Source organism: Acetatifactor muris, assembly GCF_024623325.1.
In the GTDB taxonomy this organism is placed as follows: Bacteria; Bacillota; Clostridia; order Lachnospirales; family Lachnospiraceae; genus Acetatifactor; species Acetatifactor muris.
Window position 1 is genome coordinate 56,496 of record NZ_JANJZD010000014.1, and the last position, 17,942, is coordinate 74,437.

The following is a 17,942-nucleotide window of genomic DNA, read 5'->3' on the forward strand; positions in this document are numbered from 1 at the left end:
ATCCTGGCCCCGGCCGAATTGGCAACCTTTTTCGGATTTACAGAGGAAGAAGTATCCGCACTGTGTCATCAGAAATCTATCTCCTTCTCTTTACTTCAGGAATGGTATGACGGGTATCTGCTGAATGGGACACATATCTTGAAGTGTTTTTGGAAAAATACTTTGTCTGTCAATTGCCATTTCCATCTGGTTGCATTATAATATCTCTTGAAGATTGATTACCAATTGTATTACAGCGGATGGGAACTAAAATCAAAAACAAAAGAGACGGAGGACAAGTAGCCATGGAGTACAAATATAGACTTAGGGAAGCCGTCATTCTTGCCAGCGGCTACGGAAGGCGCATGCGCCGGACAAAAGATTCTCCCTCTAAACCAATGATTCCCATCGGTGATAAGCCGTTGATCTCCTATATCATAGATTTGTTGATCGGCAGTGGAATCGAAAAGATCTATGTGGTCCATCATTCCGTAACATCCGATGTGCGGGATTTGCTTACATATCATGCTCATTACACAAATCATCTCGAATTTATTGAAGAAAAGGAACAAAAAGGAACCCTGCTTTCCTTTTCTCGAGTAAAACATATGGTATCCCCTCCTTTTCTCCTGGCTTTCGAGGATATCATAGCAGATCAGGACGACTTTAGAGACATGCTGAATATCGGGCTCCAATCCATCGGCACCGACACGGATCTGGTGATCCAAACCGTGCGCCAGCCCTCGCTCCTCTCAGAGCGGGCGTTTCTCACGAAGGAAGGCCGGATCGTGAGATATGAGAAGAATGGGATTACGGGCGAGATAAGCGGGATTCAGGAAAAAAAGTACGGAGGAATGATTTCTCTTTGGCTTGCCTCTCCTTTCCCACTTATGGATTCCTACTTATCCATGAAGAATTACAGGCTCTCCTCCTTTTTGGAGGAATACATCCCTACACATACGGTATCGGAGATGCCCATTCATGATATGTGGGATATCGATACGCCGGAGGCGGCGGCAATGACAAAAGAACTTTTGAAGAGACGAGGAGGAGGAAATGGCTGTATTAAGTTATGACGATATTGTCAGGTTGATCAAAAAGGAGGAAGGAATCCTGATTCTGAACCGGCGTGACAAAAACATTTCCGGCCTGGGGTATGACCTGACCATCGGATTCATCCGGGACGCCGATACGGGCCAGGTCCCAGAAACGTTTGCGGAAGACAATAACAGATATGTGCTTTTATCCGAACATCGTTATATCGTCATCAGCAAGGAGTTCGTATATTTTTCCTCCCAGTATATGGCGACTCTGCACTCGCGCGGATCCTACGCCCTGAAAGGGATTATCGTAACCTCAACCACCGTTGACCCGAATTATGCGGGATGCATAACAGGTTCCCTGTATATTTGTTCCCCCAAAGACGTCTATATTAAGAAGGACAATTCATTCGCCACCATGGTAATCCATCAGCTTCGCACACCCACCCAGAAGGGTTTGTCTCGAAATGAAGACGGAAGATTAATGGATGCACAGGAAACATTTCACAGTCGCTATCCTAATATAAATGCTGATACAATCCAGGCAGGGGACGCGTATTACGGAGCTCTCCGGAAGCAAATTGAGTATGAATACATGGCTGCCAGAGAGAGAATGCGCGCAAAGTCCCAGGCTGGAGCAGTTGTTGAAGCTGCGCCGACACAAAAGGATGGCGGGAGTAGGATAACCTTTCTGATCGGAAACGGATTCGACATAAATGTGGGCCTGAATACAAGGTATAGTGACTTCTATCCTTATTTTATAAAGAACTATCCGGATAATCTTCTGGCAAAAAATATAGAGGGAAACATAGAGGCCTGGTCAGATCTGGAGTTGGGAATCGGAAAATACACAGAAAAAATATCCCTGCCAGACGAGAGAAATTTTGAGCAATATGAAAAAGATTTGGAAGAATGTCTGGCAGATTATCTGAAGGAGGAAACATATAAGATCAATCTAAGGGAAGAGGGGCGAAAAAAGCAAGTCGGGCTTATCATGCTGAACTCCATAACAAATTTCTACAGTCATTTCCCAAAGATCATCGAACAGGATATATTGCGCGTTTTGCCCGTCCATCCAGATGAACGAAAGTATTCTTTCATCTCGTTCAATTATACAGACACTCTGGAGTTATGTCTAAAAGCCGCGAAAGAACAGGATACGGGAAGACAATTCAGGTTGGAAGATGTAATACATATCCACGGCACCATATCCGACAATATGGTTCTGGGAGTCAACGACAAAAATCAGATCGCGAACAAAAATTTCCAGAGGGACATCGAAAAGAAAGAACTGTTAATCAAAGAAGAAATTAACAAGTCTTACAAAAACAGCAGAATTCAGGAAGCGCGTGCCGCCATTGACGACAGTAGCGTGATCTGTGTCTTTGGGATGTCGATCGGAGAAACGGACAAAATGTGGTGGCAGTATATCGCAAAATGGCTTCAGTGCAGCGAGGCCAGAAAGCTGGTGATCTTTGCAAGAGACAGCGAAGTGGCGAGAAACAGTAAATATACAAATAAATGTAAAAGGGATATGACGGAGAGATTCAAGAAAAACGGTGACTTGATTGAGGTTTGGAATCAGGTGGAGAGCCGGATCCATGTGGAGGTGAATGCGGATATATTTTCTTTTGAATTGGTTTAGCAGAAGAAGGGGCGGCGGGTCTGGGAGGGGCCACCACGTCATAGAGGTTTTTTCGCTCTCTTTACAACAGTTAAAATCTTCTTGCTCGTCCTTATACTCAGCCTGTACCTGCCTCTGATTTTTCTGTTTATCAGTTCCGGATTTTGTTCTCTCATATCATATCAGCTCCTGTTTAAAATATAATTCCGTCATCCTGGGCATATAATTTCAGTGTTCCAAAAATCCGCGCCAAGAGATATTTTCTACGTCGCCATCTCATTTGGTGGAAAATCGTATATCCATTTACCCTTATAACCCTTTTATAATTTCTTCGACATTCTTCACTCTGCCGGCAAGCTTCAGCCATTTTTTCAATATATCCATATCTGTTTCCGATGTAATCCTTTTCTCCAATTCCTCCGGCACAGTTCCCTTTTCCTTTAAAAGATCCAGGATATCCTCTATTTTGCCTTCAATTCTACCTTCAATCCTGCCCGTTTCTCTGCCTTCCTCATAGGATTCTTCCCTGATGACCTGCCTTACGTTCTCCTCATTATACTCAAAAATGCTCATATGCTTCACCTCTGCCTTGTTTGCAAGCAGGAATTCTCTCAGGATGTCCTGCTCAATGCATTCATCCACGGCTCTGTCCACCGCTTCGTCTATGTCCATATTCTTTGCGAATGCTCTGACTTTATCCACATATTGCATATATTCCTTTAAGGTCCGGCATGCCTCTTTCAGCTCTTCATTATAGCCCTCATTGATATTCAGCACCTGCACACGCAGTTCCAGTTCCGGATTTTCTTCCTGTACTTCATAGGATGCCGACAGACACAGTTCCGAATATTCCGCATATTTATCCACGCCATTGTAGAAGACAATAAAATGCGGGGCAGGTATCTTCACCTGTGCACGCTGGTACAGGCTTTGAGAGACAATCAGCTTCTCATACTCTGCGGATACATACTGCAGAAATCTCAGCGGCATGTTGTTATTAACAGTTGACTGGTGCTCAAACAGATACAGCCGCATATCAATCAGAAATGCCAGATCATTTTTCATTCCCAGATATACTGCACTCTCCAGCATGACAATATTCAGCATTTCCGGGTCCGCATATTCCTGTCCGCTGATGGCATTGTAAAGTCCCAGCAGTCGCTTCTTATCCTGAAACAGCATGCGGAATATTGTATCCTTATAATGAAGATTTGCCTTCCCTCTCTGCCTTTTTGCTGCCCTCCCGGGGTTAACCAGGTTCTTTTTGTTTTTTCTTTTACTCATTTCTTTCCTCCTTCCGGGATCTCCGGAAGAAGGATTGACGCATCACCCGCAGAAAGAAACCTCTCCATCTTCTGAAATCCCATGCAATTTAGTAGTTTGGAATAAAAAGCACAGGTTTCAATTGAAGTAAGATGGAAGTATTTCCCTGGAATACAGACTCGGCTGCAGATCATTCAATAGAATACATGCTTTTGGAGATAGTTTATCAGGATATTGTATGTTTTGCAAGGGGGGATTTGCGGAAAATGCTAAAAAAAGATAGCCGAAATTTTACTGTTCATTTGGTGTCAAGAGCAACGATCATGGGCTTAATCGGATAGATAACCGCCGCAATAGCTATGAGTGAACGGGACATTGTAAATACAGTACAGGATATCCTGAGGCTTTGGATTGGCAAGTCTAAAGCAAAGGCATTACTGGATGCAGATAATGCAGACAAGGGCAGATCCAGAAAACCGGCTCTGCCCTTGTAACTTATAATCTCCAAAATCTCAGGCCGCTTGCTTCCAGATCACTGAGTTGATATAGTCCCTTTACATCAATTAATACATTCTCATTATCTGCTTCTGCACTATACAACTTTTTTATACTGCTTAACTTCAATTGTCTAAATTCGTCATGTGCCACTGCCACAATGATGCAGTCGGCATTTTCAATATTCTCCAGTTTTTTAAGTTTTACTTTATATTCTATTTCTGCATCTCGTTCGGAAGCCCATGGATCTACTACTTCAGGTTTTATTCCATAATCATTTAAACGCTTTATAATATCTGCAACTTTGCTGTTCCTGGTATCCGGACAATTTTCTTTGAAAGTCAGTCCCAAAATAACTACATGGCTCTTCTTTGGTGCCTGTCCAGCTTCTATCATTTTTCGCACTGTAGCATCTGCTATATACGCCCCCATGGAATCGTTTACGATTCTGCCATTCAGGATAATTTGGCTGTGGTACCCTAATTTTTCCGCCTCATAGGTAAAATAATAAGGATCAACACCAATGCAATGTCCTCCTACCAGTCCAGGCCGGAATCCAAGTGCATTCCATTTTGTATTCATACCATCCACAACTTCGTTTGTATCAATTCCCATCCGGTCAAATACCATAGCCAGTTCATTCATAAATGCAATATTAATATCCCTTTGGCTATTCTCTACTACTTTTATTGCTTCTGCTGTTTTAATAGAACTGACAGGATAAGATCCGACTTCTATCACAATATCATATACATTTCTGATAATTTCACAGCTTTCTTCATCCATACCGGATACAATTTTACAAATCCTCGGAAGCGTGTGCACTTTGTCCCCCGGATTAATCCGTTCCGGACTATAGCCAATTTAAAGTCAACTCCACACTTTAGTCCCGACTCATGTTCCAAAATCGGAATGCACACATCTTCGGTGACTCCCGGATAAACAGTAGACTCATAAACTACGATAGCCCCTGGTGTAAGATTACGTCCCACAATCCTGGAAGCGCTTTCTACAGGTGTTAAATCTGGCGTATGATCTGTGTTTACTGGGGTCGGCACTGCTACAATAATGAATTTCGCCCGTTGTAATTCCTTTTCATCCGAGGTAAATGCAACAGAAGTTGCTGCTATAGCCTCATCCCCTATTTCTTTCGTTGGATCTTTACCCTTTTTATATAGTTCTATTTTAGCAGAATTCAAATCAAAACCTATCACATTAAGTCCTTTTGCCGCAAAGGCAACAGCAATTGGCATTCCCACATATCCCAGTCCAACCAGGGCCAGATTTGCCTTTCTTTCCACCAGTGCTTCATAAACAGTTAAATTTTCTGTACTCACCCTTTTCATGTTCATTCACTCCTCAATTAATGCTTTTTTCAAATTTCTACTCACTTTCCAGACTTCTTCTTCTGAAAGATACGGATGCATAGGAAGGCTTAATACTCTCCCACAAATATAATCTGTAACCGGGCAATCCGCTTTTGCGCTATCTGTTCCTGCAAAAGCTCCCTGCATATGCATTGGTCTGTTATAATACACCATTGATGGTATCCCAGCAGCTTTTAATCTCGCCTGTACTGCACTGCGATTCGCATACTTTGGCAGCTGTACAGTGTATTGAGCCCAGGAAGAACTATATTCAGACACAATTTCAGGAAGAATTAGATCACCGTTCTTCAAACTTGATGTATACCAACTCGCCACCTGATTTACGCAGTCAAGTTCATATTCCCGAAAAGCTTTTAGTTTCGGTAACAAAACAGCAGCCTGAATAGTATCCAGCCTGCTGTTTACGCCAATTCTGATATTATTGTATTTATCATTTCCCGCTTTGCCATGGACACAATAGGAACGAAGCAGTTCCGCCCAGTCTTCCCGATCTGTAAAAATAGCCCCACCATCTCCATAACACCCAAGGGGCTTAGCCGGGAAAAAAGACGTAGTACTAATATCTCCAAAACTACAGGCTTTCCTGCCACGGATACTTCCCCCGAATCCCTGTGCTCCATCTTCCAGAAGCAGTAAATCATATTTCTTACAGATCGATTGAATTCGATCATAGTCAGCCGGAAGCCCAAACAAGTCAACAGCAATTATCGCTTTGGCATTATATTTCCCTTCTGCTTTTACTTTACATACAGCCCTTTCCAGCCTGTCCGGGTCCATATTATAAGTTCTATCATCAACATCCACAAAAATCGGTGTTGCTCTGGCAAATGCAGGACACTCACCAGAGGAAAAGAATGTAAAATCCGGAACAAACACAGCATCACCTTCTCCCACACCCCATATCCTCAGTGCAAGAGAAATAGCATCTGTTCCATTCGCGCATGTAATGCAATATTTCACACCTACATATTCAGCAAGCTGTTCTTCCAGTTTTCTAACTTGTGTCCCGGATATAAAGTTAGCGGATGAAATAACCTCTGCAACAGCCAAATCAATTTCTTCTTTCATCACTGCATACTGCTTCTTTAAATCTCTAAATTCCATTCCAGTCCCCTGATTTTCCTTTCGAATTCTGCTCTATTCAATGATCTCCAAAATATCTTTGTCTACCCTGTGTTCTTCAATACCAAATCACCATTACTGCAAACATATTCCATCCCGCAATCCGGACACGTAAAATTTTCATTCAGCACCTGACCACATTGGCAAACCCATCCGATCCTCCTTGCCGGTATACCTGCCATCAATGCATATGGTTTTACATCTCTGGTAACCACAGCACCTGCGGCAATTGTGGCATATTCTCCAACGATATTGCCACAGACAACAGTACAGTTTGCTCCTAATGTGGCATCATGCCTGATCAGTGTCTTTCGATATCCCAGACTCCCTTTTGGATACCTGCCCCTGGGGGTCAGATCATTGGTAAATACCATAGAAGGCCCGCAAAACACATAATCCTCCAACTCAACCCCTTCATAAACAGAGACATTATTCTGAATTTTTACCCTATTACCAATTTTCACATTATTTGCTATATTTACATTTTGGCCAAATGAACAGTTTGCTCCAATCTGAGCTCCCGATTGGATATGACAAAAACACCATATCTTTGTTCCATTACCAATTTGTACATTTCTGTCAATAATACTGGTTTCATGCACAAAAAAATCGCCCATGGCGACTCCCTCCCAAAGTCAACTGAGTATTTTTCTTTCCCCAAATCTTCCAGAAAAGTCCATAGCAGAACAGGCTTCTAATGGCAGCTTTACAGATTTCCCTTCCGCTGCAGATTTATAAATTGCCAGTACCAGCTCCAGTGCTCTCCTTCCGTCCTCTCCGCTTACATAAGGCTCTCTGTCATTCTCAATTGCCTCTCTGACATCCGCATAGAGCGGGATATGTCCAAAGCCATATACATTTGGCGGATTCTCTCCAAACATTCGGATAATATCCTCCGGGTTGTCCAGTGCATCTGAGAAACGCCATTCTTCAATCTTATTCACAGATTGTCCTCCGGCTTTTACAGTCCCCTTTTCTCCAAATAAATAAAGCGTCTCTTCCAGATTCTTCGGATAGATATCAGTAGTCCCCTCAACAATACCATACGCACCGTTCTTAAACTTTATCAATGCAATTCCAAGATCTTCTGCCTCCATATAAGGATGATTCAACCGATCTGTCATTCCCACTACTTCATCAATCTCATTTCCCATCATCCAGCGCAAAAGATCAATATTATGAATACACTGATTCATCAATGCTCCACCATCCTGTTCCCAGGTTCCCCGCCAGGATGCTCTGGAATAATATTCAAAATCCCTGCACCATCGTATATGAGCTGTCCCGTAAAATAATCTGCCAAATCGTTCTTTTTCCAATGCTTCTCTAATCTTCTGTATTGATTTGTTAAATCTGTTCTGGTGATTTGCGCAGACTTTTACCCCTTTTTCTTTTGCTTTCCTGATAATCTCATCCGCATCGGCCAGTGAAAGAGCAATTGGTTTTTCAATAATTAGATTGCATCCTGCATCGATACAATTCAGGGCAATCTCAGCATGTTTACCTGATTCCGTACAAATGGCTACAAGTTCCGGTTTTTCCACTTCCAACATCTCTTTGTAATCCGTATATTGCGGGATTTTGCTGAGTCCAAATTTGACAACTTTATCATGGATGTTCTCCTGCATGATATCGCAGAGACCTACAAAGTCCAAATTATTAGTCTTTGCTGCCACAATATGATTTGGAGAAATACGACCACAGCCTATTAATGCATATTTCATACTTTTACCTCACAATACTTTATAGTTCACAACATCATATCCTTCTGTTACGACAATTCCATTCTAAACTTACTACTTCCGTATCAAATTTATATATCTTCTCTCCTCAATTTGCTTTACAATCTTCTGTGCAGAATACCCATCTCCAAATGGTTGATAGCTTCTATCTACCACTTGTGGTTCTGACAGCTTTTTCATAATTTCCTCTTTCTTTGGTGCAGACAAAGTATTTCTACCAGCTACCATCGTCTCCGGCCAGACAACAAAGTCAAGTACTGTTACACATTTTTTCCCAGCAAAAAAGGCTTCACGCTGAAGCCCTCCTGAATCCGTAACTATTTTCTTTGCATGCTTCACCAGACATATACTATCCAGATATCCAACTGGCTCTGTTAATACTAAATTCTGAAACTTCTCTCTCTCTTTTAAGGCAAGGGCTCTTTGTTTATTTCTTGGATGTACCGGGTAAATTACTTTTGCATCAAGACCTTCCATTGCTTTGAATATTTCCAGTAAGTTATCTTCCACACTCGTATTCTCCTCTCTATGACAGGTAAGATAATAATACGATTCGGGTACTTTTATTCTTTTCTGTTCAAGAGTAGTCAACTCTACTTCTGAAATATCCTTTTTCATACTATATTGCGTAAATGCATCATACATAGGATCTCCCACAAGAAAAGCCCTGCCCTTGAGGCCTTCCTTATGCATTTCATCCATACCACTCTGTGTACTTGCCAGTAATAAAGTAGAAATATGATCTGTACAAATACGATTGATTTCTTCTGGATTCGTCATACTGTGTGTTCTGGTACCTGCTTCAACATGGCAGATTGGAATATGAAGTTTTACAGCTGACAATGCTGCTGACAATGTGGAATTGGTATCCCCAAATAATAGCACCCAGTCCGGTCGTTCTTTTATCAACAGCTCTTCAAGGCCAATCATCATTTTCCCGGTCATCTGAGCATGAGTTCCTCCGGAAATACCCAGATTGTAATCTGGTTTCGGAATATCCAGTTCTTCAAAAAACTGTCCTGACATATTATAATCATAATGCTGCCCTGTATGAATCAAAATTTCTGAATGACTTTTTCTCAACTGGCGGGATACGACAGCTGCCTTTATAAATTGCGGTCTTGCCCCTACAACAGTAACTACTTTCATGATGTTTACTCCCCTGCTTCAGGCTTTATTACCTGTCCACAATTTTATGAATTGACCTGAAAATCTGATATAGTACTGATGAATCTTCCACCTTATACTCCTGATGCATATGCACCGGCGCCAACATAATCTTATTAAATTCCTTATCATCTAATTCCAGCTTTTCTTTTACAAAGGAAATATATTCTGCCATTTTCTTTTCATCATATAAGGGTTCTCCCAGCTCGCTCAATGCCTCTTCTCTGGTCATCTGACCACTTACTATCATACTCGATAAGTGTGAAGTCCTCTTATCAACACCGAATTTTTTCGGAAACCAATACAATTGAATGAATGCTGTCAATATATTCTCCAGGTGTTTTCTTCCATAATATTCAAACTGGCAAAAATCATATAGTTCCTTAAAAGCTCTGTCCCTGTTATAATCAATCAGGTTGAGTGGTCTTACCGTCTTGATATTAAATATTCGACTGTCAACTTCTCTTTTTATGGTTGAAATGAACCTTAATTTATTGATTGGCTGACTGCCAAATCTCCTGTTAATATCCTTTATATTTACAACATCATTCGCCTTATAGGTATTCCCTTTCTGCAGGATACACTCCAGTGCAAAGTTCCCTCCGGCAAGAAAGTACCTGATTTTGTACTCCTTCATTTTCTCATACAGAAAAGCAAAAAGCACATTATCCTGCGGAATTGCAATGTTCGGAACTCCTGCCTTCATATATGCTTTCGTCAGAGCATTGAACTGGACCGCATCCGGTTTTACAACCTCATAATCAAATCTGGTAGCCTTAATTAATTTTGCCAGATTTGCTTTTGATATTTCCGTATCAAATCCATCATCAATGTGCACAGCCAGAACCCTCAATCCCCATTTATGCCCCAGATATGCCAGATAGGACGAGTCCAGGCCCCCGGAAATTCCCATAATACAATCATACTTTTTACCCTTTCCGGATATCTTCACCTGTTGAAGAAGTCTTTCTAGCTTTTCTTCTCCTTCTTTACCTGGAAAATACACTTTTCCAATCTGCTTAAATGCTGTTGAACAATAATTACAATGTCCATTTTGATCAAACTGAATTGTCTTATCAGATGAATCATCCATAATGCAACGTGTACAGCGCCTGATTTTATTCAATTTCATCACCCTCATTTCCCTTTATCATAATATCGTGTACCATTCCAGCTGAAAGCTGTTTTTCCAGCCACCATAGCGTCAGTGTCTCAAACATTGCTATATTGGAAAAATGAATCTGGTTCCTGTTCTGCATTTTTTTATAACATAATCTGCAGAGATAATAGAAATTGTTTGAGTCTTTATTAAAATACAGCATGATACCACATTTATAATATATCCACATGATGATGCCATACAGAAAAGTTACATATGTTTTTCTTTTATACTTCTTCACATAAATTTTCTGCTTCTTTTTTGCTTTTGCATATTCAATTCCATACTTCTTAAACCAGCTTTCCATCAGTGAATAGTCATACAAAGATTGTTCCTGTTTATAATACATAGGAATTTGATACCAATATTCAATCATCTCCTTATCCCAAAAAGGCATTCTCCATGAATATCCAAAAAATTCATATGTCTTTAAACAGATAAGTATAAACTGTGCTATCTTATGAACAGCAAACCAGGATTCAGCTGCAGCATCAAATTCCCTCAGGTTTGTAACAGAATATTTGCCTTCTTGAAAAAAAGCTTTTATATCCTCTTTAATTTTCAAATTATAGTGCTTAAACTTTTCATTGACTGAAAAAAATCTGTGAAATATAAATTCTGTCAACAAATCAATACTATATTCATATTCCTGATCCTGCTCCACAGCAAGTGTATAGCTTCCTCCAAAAATATCAGCACAAAATCCGGGAATTATAACTCCTTTTTGAGGAAATAACGGATTCTTTCTCAGCTCAATAAGAGCCATGATCTCCTGTATGTGTGGTAAATTGCAACAAAAATAGTCATATTCCAAAAAATACCCTGCTGTTTCATTTTCGAAAAGATCCTCCCACACTGTTTCCTCTATTTTTGCATAAAAATGTTGATAGCCCAATTTTTCAGCAACCTTTTTGGAAATTCCTGTTTCTTCTGTATCATCTGAGAAGCCATAGGTATAGCAAACAACATTTTTACAACCCAGTTCCTTCAATTCTGTTACAATAAATCTGGAATCATATCCTCCACTTAGCGGGACAATCATAGTCTGGTCTCCAACAGAGTCAATCATACGTTTAAATACATTATGCGTAAGTACACTAATTTCTGATAGATACTGATCATATGAACTTTTAAAGTTACTGTCTGAATGAATATGCTGATAGTATATAATTTTTCTGCAATTTCCACTTCTGTCCAAAGCAACTATATTACATGCCATCACCTGCTTAACCTGTTCTGAAAAAGTTCTGTCATTAGATACATGCATAGTTGATTTTATTACTTCAGCCACTGCAACTTTATCAACTTCCTTTGAAGTTAATTCTACAAAACCTGTATTGTCTGATATGATTCTTCTCCGATTATCATAAAATAAGGGAATACTGCGAATATGATCCGTAAAAAGATATAAAATTTCATTTATCAATACACAACCTGCAAAGCATCCGTTAAATCGGTTTAAAGAATGTTCTAAAAGTTCCTCTGATTTTATATCGCTGAAGAATGAAAGTAAATTTTCACCATCCAAGTACTCTCCATTATGCCACCCATACCCCTTTATACAAACTGTCTCATTATGATACCATTGAAAACCTCTTTCATCTTCAAAACAAATTTTATATCCTATCATTTTTCATTTATTTCCTTACTTAACTTTGATTTAACTCGATTTACTACCCCAAAAGCAGCTTTACTTAAATATTTAAATTCCTCTGTATTTCTAAATAATAGAAACCAGATCAAATTTGGAAGTATCATACAAATCATCAGGCTTACTGCAAAACCTAATATTGAATAACTGTTATACAGGCCGGTAATAAACCTCAGTAACACAGTTGTCGCCAATATAATTAACAGATACTTAAAATAAGTAAAATAAAAGGATGCCGCTTTTTTCTGAAATACATATTTGAATACAATGATAGGGTCAATTGCCAGTGTAAGAAGCTCTGCCAAAATTGATCCCACCAAAACTCCAAATATTCCAAGTTTCATATTATATACAAAAAATATAGAGGTTGATACATTGATTACCACACTTAATAAATATCTGATTCTTGCATTATAAAATAATCCTGCTGCTTCTCTGAACTTGATGACTGCTGCCAGTAATCCGTCAATCAGAAATTTGATTACAAATGCTGCAACTGTCTTTTCATCCAAGAGCCATTCTTTTCCTAACCATATTCCTCCGATAAAAGGATTTAAAAGAATAAAAAGGCAAATACTGCAAAAACCGTATGTCCAAAAGCTCATCAGATTTAAGCAGTCGAAAATAAATTTATTTTTCTCTTTTGATTCCGTCACATTTAAATTTCCTATACTTGCCGTCAATGGATTATAAATCACACCCAATATCCTTACGACAGCTAGTTGTAAAAGCGTATAATTTGAATACAGGCCGACCGATGTTATATTCACAAAACTGGAAATGATAATACTGTCGGCTGATGAATTTATTGTACTTGTTATCCTGTATAATGATAATCCAAATACATTTCTAAATATTCCTTGTTTCTCTATCTGTTCTAATCTGCTTTCTTCTCTGGAATTTATATATGGATACTTTTTTCCAACTACATATGAAATAATTCCATTCATAGCTATATTAGACAAAACCTGGATAAAAATGTAAAGATATAATGCTATATCCTGTCCTTTAAAACAAAGTAATACTGTCATCTGGAATACACACATACAAACTGTGCACAGACAATTAACCAACGTGATAACATATTCATTTTGACTGGCAGTCAACATGGCACTTCTATATGCCAAAAACCAGTATGAAATTACTGATTGAAATAAATATAAAGCAAAAATAATCAATATATTAACAGATGTATTTTTTTCTTTTATCAAATAGGGCAAAAATGGAATTAATGCCACTCCCAAAAAGAAAATTACAGTGCCTATATATGAATACGCTTTTTTATAAAATCTGATAAGTGCCCGTATTTTATCCTGATTATCTTCCGCAAATGGCCTATATAAAGCGTATACTATCGCGGAGCCTATCCCCAATTCGGATAACGACAAAATTGAAAGTACATTGGAAAACAGTCCCGTAATTCCCAAATATTCACTGGCCAGACATTTTGTAAAAACTGTTCTCGTAAGAAAGTTCAATATTAAAATTATTATCTGGCAAGCTAATCCTACTGCCGCATTACGCCCTACATTCCAGCTCCTCATTCATCCTCTGTCTCCTGCATTTTTTCTTTATATATCAAAGCTCTCCTTATTACCCATCGTAAAGTTTCATCGGCGCACCACAAATAAAGAAGATCCTCATCAACCTTATTCTTTTTGAAAACAATCATATATATATTCCATAGATAATGTTTTAGTTTACTGCCTTCTGAGAGCCTGATCAATTCATATATTTTTTTAGAATATACCCGCCCATACTCCTGAATACATATTTCATTTATTCTATGTTCATACTCATATCTTTTTGTTAAAATCATGCATATTTCATTCAAGTATTCTCGAAATACCTTTTCCTTTGTGATTACAATTTGGTTATTTACTCTTTTAATCTGAATAATTTCGTATTCTACCGCTTCTCCATTCATCTTCAGCAGAACTGCTATTGCCGGATCCTGAGAAGAACTCACCCTATCCGAGTCCCAAATAAAGTTTCCCAGACTATAAAAGATGACTCCTTCCCTGTATTTTTCCCATCCCTGAACAACATGCGGATGATGTCCAATTACAATATCGACTCCAATGTCAATAAAGTTCTTGTATGCCTGACGCCATTCCGGAAGGGGTAGCTCAACATTTTCCAAGCCCGCATGACATACAAGTATCACCCTGTCACATTTTTGTTTTAAATTCAGAACAGCCGAATAAATTTGCGGGCTAAATATCCAGGCATGTCCTCCCTGCCCAAAGTTTTGTTCGATGGTTCCATATTGACATTCTGCGGCATTTATAATCCCTATCCTGACTCCATGCTTTTCAAATATAAAAGGTCTATATGCCTCTTCATATGTCAGTCCTGCTCCAATAAAGTGGATTCCGAGCCTGTTGATAGCGTTAAGTGTACCTTTTAACCCATTTAATCCATAATTCATTATGTGGTTATTTGCCAATGCAAACAAATTAAATCCGTTCTGTTTCAGTATTTCCACAGTTCTACTGGGTTGTGATAATTTTACACCTGGCTCCTTTGCTGCTTTCTGTAACTCCGTTTTAACAGGAGCCTCAAAATTGCAGCATACAACATCACAGTTTTGTAATGTTTCTTTCAAGATATCTTCCAGTATACTATCCTTCTCATTATCTATAAATGTATCACCAACAAATAGTAGTTTAACTATATTTTCCATTATTCCTCAAAGTTTGGACTATTAATTCAAAACAGCCCCCATATTTTTGCAATTCTTATAACGATAAAACAAACTAATAATACACACAAGTATACCTGTAAAGTTAAATAAATATAAAAAGATACAAGTCTCATTCAAATAATATATCGTATACACAAAAAACAACAGCACAAATGCAGAGCCGCAATAATGTTCTACCCTCTCAATCAAATAGAACAACATAATAAGTAATACCGGTACTACTACAAATGCATAAATTCCCAACTGCGCAAAATCTCCCCCAAAGATTCCTGTATTCGCATTTGATTTCATTCCTGTATAGTAATAACTCAAATCATATCTATATTCTGTCCCCAAACCTTTTCCCAAAAAAGGAGCCAGCACGGTTCCTCCCAGCCCCAATACTGTTTGATCATGAACCACAAAATAATCATAATAAAAATATTTCAAAGTAGCCGAATCTAACAGCATGCGCCTGTTTACCAGCGAGAAGATAAATTCAAATATTTCATTTTCAAATATACATGATAAATTCCCCAAAAAGGTAATGGATGTTATTCCATAAAAGAACACATTTCTTGTCAATCTACACCTTATTATAATGAGAAGTCCTATAATGATAATCAGAGAAAATAGAAAAACTTTATTTCCGGTCCACAGAAATAATGTTAACTGTACAATGGTATAAAAAATAAATTTTCCTTTACTGCCAGTTACATATCCATCCGCTATACCAAAGGGAACAATAACTGTAGATACCAGCGAAATTGCATAATTAAGATACTTTGATGCCTGATAACTGTTTCTCACTTCATAAACCTTATAAAGATTTAACGCAATGGTTCCCGGCATGCCATTTGACACATACATACATATTATTGTTATAATTGTAAAAAGCATAAGAGCAAAATTTATCAAGGTTCCAACCTGATCTGTTTTCCGAATATGCATTTTCCTGCCAAACTCATACGTTTTGTTCCTGATGTCACTTTTCCTGATTACATCGCTACGCCAGAGTTTCAGATTCAAAACAAATATTTCTGTTATTGCAAATGATAATGTAACCCACCCAAAAAAGACACTGCTTCCATCTCTCATACCATACACCGAAGTATTTGGAATAACTGTCACAAATAATAACATTCGAATAAAAAACACTTTAGAACCACTTTTGTGTACTGTCAGCATGCAAAGAATCAGTACAGCAATATACGAAATCAGCACTTTCGCTTCATTGATATTCAAAGCAAATTGCACTTTAAAATATGATGTCGAAAGCACTTTATATCCCCAGTCCAGCATAACGCGATATATCAGGGCTGAAAGCACAAATAAGCCGTCATTCCATCTAATAGTAGCCGCTTTCGCTCTTATTAATTCATCATTCTTATATTCCTTCATATTTTTATTTCCTGTTACCCATAATATATTTCTTATAAGCACTTTTCAGAATTTGCTTCTCCGAATTCCAACACAATTCTTCCTTTGCTATTTTCAAATTCATTTTACATGACAAATAAAATTCCCTGTCATTTTTCATCCGACTTACAGCTATTGCAATATCTGCCAGATTACCCGGGTCACATGTTATTCCAATTTTATATTTATCTACCAAAGTTTTCATAGCAGGATATTCAGGACATATAACAGGTGTTTCACTCTGTATATTCTCAAAGAACTTATTTGGCAGTGAATACAACGAATTTTTGCACACAGCCGGCGCCAATATCATGCCAACATCAACTGCGCCGACATATTTCCACAGCTCTGTTATTGAAACGGCCTCATGAAATAAGATACGTTTTTCTACTCCCAATTGTTTGGTCAGGCTTATAAGCGAATCATAATACTCCTGTCTCTGCGCATTTCCAAGTATCACTGCTACTGTATCTTCTCTGGCAGAAATCAGCCTGATCAACATCTCTATTCCTCTGCCATCTATCAAAACCCCATGATACATTAGCATAACAGGCTTATTTCCCATTTCCCCGCCGATACCCAGCTGCTGCTCAAATTCAGCTCTTATTCTTTCACAGTCGCTTTCCTGAATCTCCCATCTTTCTGCAACATTTCTGATCACAATCGGTTTTTGTTTTAGTTTGTGAATCTCACTTACTTCTTCTGCAATATTTTCATTCACCATAATTGAAAAGTTACATCTTTTGATCAAAAAGCGTTCCAGGTGGATAATTACATATTTTTGTAACTTATTTCTCTTCACATTTCTCTCAATTTCAAATTCATGGGAATCATATATCAAAGCTGGTCTGTTTTTCTTCAAGATACCAAATAGTGACAGCCATGCAATAAAAAGGGCATCGATGTCATGAGCAGTAATCACATCCACTCGCAGCTGCTTCACAAATCGCGCCCAAAAAAATAAGGAAAATATTCTATTTACTACATCAGGAACCTTGTTACCAAAAGGCCGGGTTGTCAAGCGAAACACTTTAAAGCCATCTACCATTTCGCTTCTCCCTTTATCCTTAATATTCCCCTTTGCAACTACTGCAACTTCTTCTCCCAATTCTCTATATGCGGATAGCTCTCTTTTATCATGGCTTGCATTTTTCCAATCATTGCAGCTTAATTTCAACACACGTTTTCCCATTTTTACTATACTCCA

13 protein-coding genes and 1 pseudogene are annotated in these 17,942 nt (G+C 38.6%); 2 read left to right on the forward strand and 12 right to left on the reverse strand.

What is annotated here, in order from left to right; translation table 11 throughout:
- The first annotated feature begins 284 nt into the window (after positions 1-284).
- Positions 285-1,055, forward strand: coding sequence for a sugar phosphate nucleotidyltransferase (locus NSB25_RS14465; protein ID WP_172455021.1), 771 nt, complete (start codon positions 285-287; stop codon positions 1,053-1,055).
- Positions 1,036-2,664 carry an AbiH family protein gene (locus tag NSB25_RS14470; protein WP_103238954.1) on the forward strand — a complete coding sequence of 543 codons (1,629 nt, stop codon included), beginning with the start codon at positions 1,036-1,038 and terminating at the stop codon, positions 2,662-2,664. Before NSB25_RS14465 ends, NSB25_RS14470 begins: the two co-directional genes overlap by 20 nt.
- A 288-nt stretch (positions 2,665-2,952) precedes the next feature.
- Here the strand turns inward: NSB25_RS14470 and NSB25_RS14475 are convergent, their stop codons facing one another.
- From NSB25_RS14475 to NSB25_RS14530, 12 genes and pseudogenes are all read right to left on the reverse strand, one after another.
- A complete protein-coding gene (locus NSB25_RS14475; RefSeq protein ID WP_146039998.1) occupies positions 2,953-3,927 on the reverse strand; it encodes an RpnC/YadD family protein in 975 nt (324 codons plus the stop codon).
- A gap of 474 nt (positions 3,928-4,401) precedes the next feature.
- Positions 4,402-5,747, reverse strand: a pseudogene (locus NSB25_RS29675) (nucleotide sugar dehydrogenase).
- A 6-nt stretch (positions 5,748-5,753) separates the two neighbouring features.
- Positions 5,754-6,893: a DegT/DnrJ/EryC1/StrS family aminotransferase gene (locus NSB25_RS14485; protein WP_103238955.1), complete on the reverse strand. Its 1,140-nt coding sequence runs from the start codon at positions 6,891-6,893 to the stop codon at positions 5,754-5,756.
- A 62-nt stretch (positions 6,894-6,955) separates the two neighbouring features.
- Positions 6,956-7,528 carry an acyltransferase gene (locus NSB25_RS14490; RefSeq protein ID WP_103238956.1) on the reverse strand — a complete coding sequence of 191 codons (573 nt, stop codon included), beginning with the start codon at positions 7,526-7,528 and terminating at the stop codon, positions 6,956-6,958.
- Positions 7,529-7,546: 18 nt separating this feature from the next.
- Positions 7,547-8,635 (reverse strand): Gfo/Idh/MocA family protein, encoded by a 1,089-nt coding sequence (locus tag NSB25_RS14495; protein WP_103238957.1) that lies wholly within the window; start codon positions 8,633-8,635, stop codon positions 7,547-7,549.
- A gap of 72 nt (positions 8,636-8,707) precedes the next feature.
- The gene (gene wecB / locus NSB25_RS14500; RefSeq protein ID WP_103238958.1) at positions 8,708-9,802 is read right to left on the reverse strand and encodes a non-hydrolyzing UDP-N-acetylglucosamine 2-epimerase; all 1,095 of its coding nucleotides are present in this window, start codon (positions 9,800-9,802) and stop codon (positions 8,708-8,710) included.
- 28 nt (positions 9,803-9,830) lie between these two features.
- Positions 9,831-10,961 (reverse strand): N-acetyl sugar amidotransferase, encoded by a 1,131-nt coding sequence (locus tag NSB25_RS14505; protein WP_103238959.1) that lies wholly within the window; start codon positions 10,959-10,961, stop codon positions 9,831-9,833.
- Positions 10,939-12,609 (reverse strand): asparagine synthase C-terminal domain-containing protein, encoded by a 1,671-nt coding sequence (locus NSB25_RS14510; RefSeq protein WP_103238960.1) that lies wholly within the window; start codon positions 12,607-12,609, stop codon positions 10,939-10,941. Before NSB25_RS14510 ends, NSB25_RS14505 begins: the two co-directional genes overlap by 23 nt.
- Positions 12,606-14,174, reverse strand: coding sequence for a lipopolysaccharide biosynthesis protein (locus tag NSB25_RS14515; RefSeq protein WP_103238961.1), 1,569 nt, complete (start codon positions 14,172-14,174; stop codon positions 12,606-12,608). The genes NSB25_RS14510 and NSB25_RS14515 overlap by 4 nt, the downstream gene beginning before the upstream one ends.
- Positions 14,171-15,316: a CapA family protein gene (locus NSB25_RS14520; RefSeq protein WP_103238962.1), complete on the reverse strand. Its 1,146-nt coding sequence runs from the start codon at positions 15,314-15,316 to the stop codon at positions 14,171-14,173. The genes NSB25_RS14515 and NSB25_RS14520 overlap by 4 nt, the downstream gene beginning before the upstream one ends.
- Positions 15,317-15,337: 21 nt before the next feature.
- The gene (locus NSB25_RS14525) at positions 15,338-16,717 is read right to left on the reverse strand and encodes a hypothetical protein (RefSeq protein ID WP_103238963.1); all 1,380 of its coding nucleotides are present in this window, start codon (positions 16,715-16,717) and stop codon (positions 15,338-15,340) included.
- Positions 16,718-16,721: 4 nt separating this feature from the next.
- Positions 16,722-17,927: a glycosyltransferase gene (locus tag NSB25_RS14530; protein ID WP_103238964.1), complete on the reverse strand. Its 1,206-nt coding sequence runs from the start codon at positions 17,925-17,927 to the stop codon at positions 16,722-16,724.
- Positions 17,928-17,942 lie beyond the last annotated feature (15 nt).

What these genes read in the sequence shown, in the direction of transcription:
- NSB25_RS14470 (WP_103238954.1), top strand. Translation starts at nt 1,036, where the DNA reads ATGGCTGTATTAAGTTATGACGATATTGTCAGGTTGATCAAAAAGGAG.
- NSB25_RS14520 (WP_103238962.1), bottom strand. Translation starts at nt 15,316, where the DNA reads ATGGAAAATATAGTTAAACTACTATTTGTTGGTGATACATTTATAGAT.
- NSB25_RS14490 (WP_103238956.1), bottom strand. Translation starts at nt 7,528, where the DNA reads ATGGGCGATTTTTTTGTGCATGAAACCAGTATTATTGACAGAAATGTA.
- NSB25_RS14515 (WP_103238961.1), bottom strand. Translation starts at nt 14,174, where the DNA reads ATGAGGAGCTGGAATGTAGGGCGTAATGCGGCAGTAGGATTAGCTTGC.
- NSB25_RS14510 (WP_103238960.1), bottom strand. Translation starts at nt 12,609, where the DNA reads ATGATAGGATATAAAATTTGTTTTGAAGATGAAAGAGGTTTTCAATGG.
- NSB25_RS14530 (WP_103238964.1), bottom strand. Translation starts at nt 17,927, where the DNA reads ATGGGAAAACGTGTGTTGAAATTAAGCTGCAATGATTGGAAAAATGCA.
- NSB25_RS14525 (WP_103238963.1), bottom strand. Translation starts at nt 16,717, where the DNA reads ATGAAGGAATATAAGAATGATGAATTAATAAGAGCGAAAGCGGCTACT.
- NSB25_RS14475 (WP_146039998.1), bottom strand. Translation starts at nt 3,927, where the DNA reads ATGAGTAAAAGAAAAAACAAAAAGAACCTGGTTAACCCCGGGAGGGCA.
- NSB25_RS14465 (WP_172455021.1), top strand. Translation starts at nt 285, where the DNA reads ATGGAGTACAAATATAGACTTAGGGAAGCCGTCATTCTTGCCAGCGGC.
- NSB25_RS14495 (WP_103238957.1), bottom strand. Translation starts at nt 8,635, where the DNA reads ATGAAATATGCATTAATAGGCTGTGGTCGTATTTCTCCAAATCATATT.
- NSB25_RS14485 (WP_103238955.1), bottom strand. Translation starts at nt 6,893, where the DNA reads ATGGAATTTAGAGATTTAAAGAAGCAGTATGCAGTGATGAAAGAAGAA.
- wecB (WP_103238958.1), bottom strand. Translation starts at nt 9,802, where the DNA reads ATGAAAGTAGTTACTGTTGTAGGGGCAAGACCGCAATTTATAAAGGCA.
- NSB25_RS14505 (WP_103238959.1), bottom strand. Translation starts at nt 10,961, where the DNA reads ATGAGGGTGATGAAATTGAATAAAATCAGGCGCTGTACACGTTGCATT.